Source organism: Peribacillus sp. NPDC060253, from assembly GCF_042727425.1.
GTDB lineage: Bacteria > Bacillota > Bacilli > Bacillales > DSM-1321 > Peribacillus.
The window spans coordinates 1-5445 of sequence record NZ_JBHXAS010000201.1 but is presented as its reverse complement, the minus strand read 5'-3'; the positions used below and the strand labels follow the sequence as shown (position 1 = coordinate 5445).

Genomic DNA, 5445 nt, shown 5'->3' with positions numbered 1-5445 from the left:
GTTGAGCAAAGGCTTCAATTTTGACGAGTTTCTTCTATATATTCCTAATATAATCATCCGTTTCATTATAAGAATTTATCTGATTCTTATTTCCTCGATTTTTTAAATAGTAGAGGAGATAGCATAAAGCAATGAATGGTATTCCACAATACAGTGCAATTCGTTGGCTCGGATCGAAAGCAAGACCCACAATAGAAGCGAAACATAAAACAAAAGCGGCAATGGGCACATAAGGGTAAAGTGGTGTACGAAATTTTAAATCTCTAATATCGCCACCCGCTTTAAGATAATGTTTACGGAACACATACTGTGATAAAGCAATTCCCATCCATACTGCAACAACCGCAAATCCAGATATAGCCACAAGCACCATATAAACCGTATCCGGTGCAACTACACTAGAGAATAATGACAAGCAGGCTACTGCCATACTTACAATCAAAGCATTAAACGGAACTCCTTTTGACGTTACCTTTCCTAAGAAAGGACTTATCATCTTCTCATTTGAAAGAGACCATAACATACGGGTAGATGCATAGAGACCAGAATTTGCTACTGACAGTAAAGCTGTAATAATAACAAAGTTCATGATATCAGCTGCATAAGGTACCCCTATGCTATCAAAAACCATAACGAACGGACTTTCAATGACTCCCGCTTCTTTCCAGGAGATTAATCCAGATAGCACAACTATGGCACCAACAAAGAAAAACATAGTTCGCCAAATTACATTTCTAATGGTTAGAGGTATGTCTTTTTCCGGGTTTTCACTTTCTCCAGCAGTAATGCCGATAAGCTCTGTTCCTGAAAAGGCAAAATTTACGGAAATCATTGTTATAAATATCGGAAGGAGTCCATTTGGAAATAGGCCTCCTTCCCCGGTAAAATTAGAAAGCATCGGAGCAGCTGCACTGCCGTTCATAGGAATGAAGCCAAACATCGCTGCTCCACCTAATATGATAAAGAAAATAATAGTAATTACTTTAATGCCGGCAAACCAAAATTCAGTTTCCGCGAAAAATTTTACAGAAAAGGCGTTCAGCAGAAAAAGTATAATCGCGAAGAGTGCGCTCCACATCCAGACGGAAGTTTCAGGGAACCATCGCTTCATTAAAAGACCGGATGCAGTAAATTCTGAACCTACCGTAACTACCCATGTAAGCCAGTACAGCCAACCAATGGTAAATCCGGTAGCAGGACCCACAAACCTCGTAGCATATGACTGAAACGAACCGGTTACCGGCATAGCTACAGTTAATTCGCCAAGGCATAGCATGACAAGATACATGATCAGCCCACCAACCAAATAAGCGAGAATCGTTCCTCCCGGTCCAGCCTGATTAATCGTATAACCTGTACTAAGAAAAAGACCCGTTCCAATTACCCCACCTAGCGAAATCATGAACAAGTGCCTGCTTTTCATAGAACGCTTCAACTGATTTTGATCGGTACTATTGGCGTCTATCATCCAGTCTCCCCCTTAATATATATGATGCAGTACCTTACTTGTAGCGCGAAGATTGACCTCGGGTCGATTCCTATAAAGCTATCATTATCACATTTACCTTTTGCTCGAAACTTTAAAACAAACCACTTTTGTTTCAGTCATTTCTTGAAGTGCAAACTTAATTCCTTCACGACCTAAACCAGAACCCTTCACTCCCCCGAAAGGCATGGCATCTATACGATAATCAGAGCTGTCATTTACCATAACCCCGCCTACATCCAATTTACGTATAGCTCCAAACGCCCTATCTAAGTCACGAGTGAATATACCTGCTTGCAAGCCGAAATCCACATTGTTAGATTGGAAAATAGCGGTATCCAGATCGGGCACGCTGTGAATGGTAACAACTGGTCCGAAAACTTCTTCAGTTGCCAGCTTACAATGTGCTGGAACATTCTCTAAAACAGTTGGATAATAAAAAGAACCTTGACGTTTGCCGCCACACAGCAATTTTGCGCCTTTCTCAACAGCTTCATTTACCCAACTCTCAACTCGCTTTGCTTCTTTCTCTGAAATCATAGGCCCCATGTCGGTTTCCTCTGAGAGTTTATTGCCTACTCGGTATTGTTGAGTACGGTTAACAAACTTTCCAATAAAGTCCCTATAAACATCTTCTTGAACATATACTCTTTGCACTCCTAGGCAATTTTGACCTGCGGCCCAAAAGGCGCCGGATACAGTCGATTCAACCGCTTCTTCTAAGTCAGCGTCTTCCAGTACGATAACCGGTGAGTTCGATCCTAGCTCCATATTCATCTTTTTCAGACCTGCCTTTTGCATAATCGCTTGGCCAGTGGCGAGTCCTCCTGTGAAAGAAATCATTCGTATGGCTGAATGAGTAATCAGACTCTCGCCCATATCACTCGGATACCCCGTAATGACGGACAATACTTTAGGCGGTAAACCTGCTTTTTCAAAGGCTTCTGCCAATAAAAGAGCACTTAAAGGTGTAGCAGGTGCTGGTTTTACGATGATGGCATTTCCAGAAGCAATAGCAGGTCCCACTTTATGGGCAACAAGATTTAATGGATCGTTGAAAGGCGTTATAGCTACAATAATCCCAACAGGAAAACGATAATAATATCCCATGCGATCTTCGCTTCCCGGCATTTGGTCAAACGAAATCGTTTCGCCATTAATTCGCCTTGCTTCTTCTGCGCTAATTCGAAGTGTTTCGATACAACGCACTACTTCTTTTCTCGCCTCTTTAATGGTCTTACTTCCCTCACGGGCAATGGTCATTGCATATTCTTCCTTATGCTCATAGATCCAATCGGCGGCACGATTTAGAATGACGATTCTTTCATGTGTTGGCATGTCCGCGGCTATTTTCGCTCCCTTTTTTGCCTCTTCTATGGAATGAAGTACATCCTTCTCATTAGCAGCAGGAACGGTTGCAATTAAACTATTATCCTGTGGATCGAGAATTTCAATTTTTTTGTCGCCGGATACCCATTTTCCAGCAAGAAACATCTTATTTTTCTTTGTAAGCGCTTCAATAATTGTCATCGATAATCACCCCGTATAAGTAATTTTCCAGCTTATAACTTGAATGGTGTACAAGATCATAATTGCCCACGGCTCATATTGATTAAATCAATCAGAATAGAGAATCCTGTTTCTTTGCGACCAGCTCCGGCACCAATCAACGTAATCGGACCGGCTAAGTCACAGTTATACGTAATAGCGTTTTGTGCTCCCAGAACTCCAGCTAGAGGATCTGTAAGAGGTATAGCTTCAGGGCCTACCTTTGCGAATACTTTATCACCATCCTTTTTACATTTAGCAATGAGCTTCCACCTTTTCCCTTCAGATTTTGCCCATTGAATGTCTTGCTGTGTAAGATGACTAATCCCTTCACATTCTACTTCCTCTCGTTTCATCGGAATATCCATTACAACATTAGCAAGAATAGTAGCTTTATACTGAGAATCATATCCCTCTACATCGCTGGTAGGATCTGCCTCTGCATAACCAAGAGCTTGTGCCTCAATTAATGCATCCTTATAGCTCAATCCTTCTTCCATTTTGGTCAGAATATAATTAGTCGTTCCATTTAAAATCCCCCGCAATTCAAAAATATTATTTCCTGCCAATGAAACGAGAGGCATTTTCAATGCTGGTGTTCCACTCATAACAGTTCCTTCAAAGCCCCATCGCACATCATTCTTTTTGGCTAACTCAGCTAGTTCTTGGTATGCTAAAGAAACGGGACCTTTATTGCTCATTACTACGTTTTTTTTACTTTCAAATGCCGTCTTACAATGATCGATAGCGGGTTGTCCAGTTTTTACATCAGTGAAAGTAATCTCCACAATGGTATCCGCATTACTCTCAAGGATTGTCTTAAAGCTGTCCCATCCCCTTATCAACCCAGGGGTTTCAGGGTAACTCTCCAGCTTTCCCGTTTCCTTAACAGCTTGTAATACTTGAGAGATATCCAACCCTTCAGGGTGATAAAGAGAGCCCTTCATGACATCGGAAATAGCAACAATTTTAGCATCAAAGCCAAGTTCACAGCGTAAAGACTCACCTTTATCTTGTAAAATTTCTGCCAACCCTTGGCCGACTACACCAAATCCAAGCAATGCAATTTTTTGTGTCATATCCCCATACCTCTTCCATTATTAATATCTTTATTTGCAGCTACCATTACTGGTAGTTGTGATTTCAAATGAGCAAAAGCTTGCTCTAAATCAGAAATAAGATCTTCCGTATCCTCAATTCCTACGGAGATACGAACCAAACCTTCCGGAATACCAAGAGCTTTGCGTTCTTCAAGAGTACATTCCACATGACTAGTCGTTCTTGCGGGTCCATATATAGTTTCTACAGCTCCAAGATTTCCGGCTTTATTTGCATATTGTAATTTTGGCAATAAAATTTTTATTGCATCCATCTCCCCTTTCAATACAAAACTTAATATTCCGCCGAAACCTCTCATCTGTTTCTTTGCAATATGGTGATGCGGATGCGTTTCTAACCCAGGATAATTGACCGCTTCTACAAGCTTTTGCTTTTGCAGATACTTTGCGATTTCCATTGCGCTCTTTTCTTGCTGACGTACTCGAAGTTTTAACGTTTTCATCCCTCTTAAAATAAGATAGGCTGACCAAGGATCCATCGTCGCTCCATTGATTTCTCGATAATGATAGACTTTTTTCATCAGTTCTTTGGAGCCGCATACCACACCGCCTAATGCATCAGCATGTCCGCTTAAGAATTTAGTGGCACTATGAATTACAATGTCAACTCCTAATTGAATCGGATTTTGATTAATGGGAGTAGCAAAAGTATTGTCTATGATGACCAATGCCCCCACCGATTTTCCGGCTCTTACCATTCTCTCAATATCAGTAATCTTCATCGTAGGATTGGTAGGAGACTCCAAATATAAAACCTTGCATCCTTTATCCACTTCAGCTTCAATTTCTTCATGATTTCCAGTGTTGCATAACTGAACATCTACATCCAAATTCGGTAAGAATTCAGTAAAGATTTTATTGGTTCCCCCATATGTGTCTTTAACCGATATAACCCGGTCTCCCGGTCTTAAAAATGTATATAGCGTACTACTAATAGCGGCCATTCCTGATGAGAAACCAATTGCTGCTTCAGCTCCCTCGAGGATTCTTACTTTTTCCTCCAGAGCTTGAACAGTAGGATTTGCCATGCGGTTGTATATATACCCATGCTTATTTCCAATGGCCACTTCATGCCACTCGTCTATGTCATCGTAATTGTAGGCTACACTTAGTACCACGGGAACTTGAGTTGCATTGTAAGCAAGAGATTCTTTTTCTCCTGCCCATACAGCCTTGGTACCGTCTCGTATATCGTTTTGCTTACTCATGTTCTCTCACCTCTAATTTTCATAGCTTTTTCAACTACATCTCTTTGTTGTTCGAATTTATATAATATATTGTATATTGTATATT

Annotated in this window: 4 protein-coding genes; all 4 read right to left on the bottom strand. The window is 40.8% G+C overall.

What is annotated here, in order from left to right:
* Positions 1–34: 34 nt before the first annotated feature.
* Entirely contained in the window at positions 35–1468 is a 1434-nt protein-coding gene (locus ACFWE9_RS25755; protein WP_230162694.1) for an amino acid permease, read from the bottom strand.
* Positions 1469–1561: 93 nt separating this feature from the next.
* Positions 1562–3016 (bottom strand): aldehyde dehydrogenase family protein, encoded by a 1455-nt coding sequence (locus tag ACFWE9_RS25750; RefSeq protein WP_230163141.1) that lies wholly within the window; start codon positions 3014–3016, stop codon positions 1562–1564.
* Between the two features lie 56 nt (positions 3017–3072).
* Positions 3073–4113 carry a homoserine dehydrogenase gene (locus ACFWE9_RS25745; protein WP_144551250.1) on the bottom strand — a complete coding sequence of 347 codons (1041 nt, stop codon included), beginning with the start codon at positions 4111–4113 and terminating at the stop codon, positions 3073–3075.
* Positions 4110–5360: a cystathionine gamma-synthase family protein gene (locus tag ACFWE9_RS25740; protein ID WP_144551248.1), complete on the bottom strand. Its 1251-nt coding sequence runs from the start codon at positions 5358–5360 to the stop codon at positions 4110–4112. Before ACFWE9_RS25740 ends, ACFWE9_RS25745 begins: the two co-directional genes overlap by 4 nt.
* Positions 5361–5445: the final 85 nt, after the last annotated feature.

Coding starts and splice junctions, on each gene's coding strand:
- ACFWE9_RS25755 (WP_230162694.1), bottom strand. CDS start 1,468: ATGATAGACGCCAATAGTACCGATCAAAATCAGTTGAAGCGTTCTATG.
- ACFWE9_RS25750 (WP_230163141.1), bottom strand. CDS start 3,016: ATGACAATTATTGAAGCGCTTACAAAGAAAAATAAGATGTTTCTTGCT.
- ACFWE9_RS25745 (WP_144551250.1), bottom strand. CDS start 4,113: ATGACACAAAAAATTGCATTGCTTGGATTTGGTGTAGTCGGCCAAGGG.
- ACFWE9_RS25740 (WP_144551248.1), bottom strand. CDS start 5,360: ATGAGTAAGCAAAACGATATACGAGACGGTACCAAGGCTGTATGGGCA.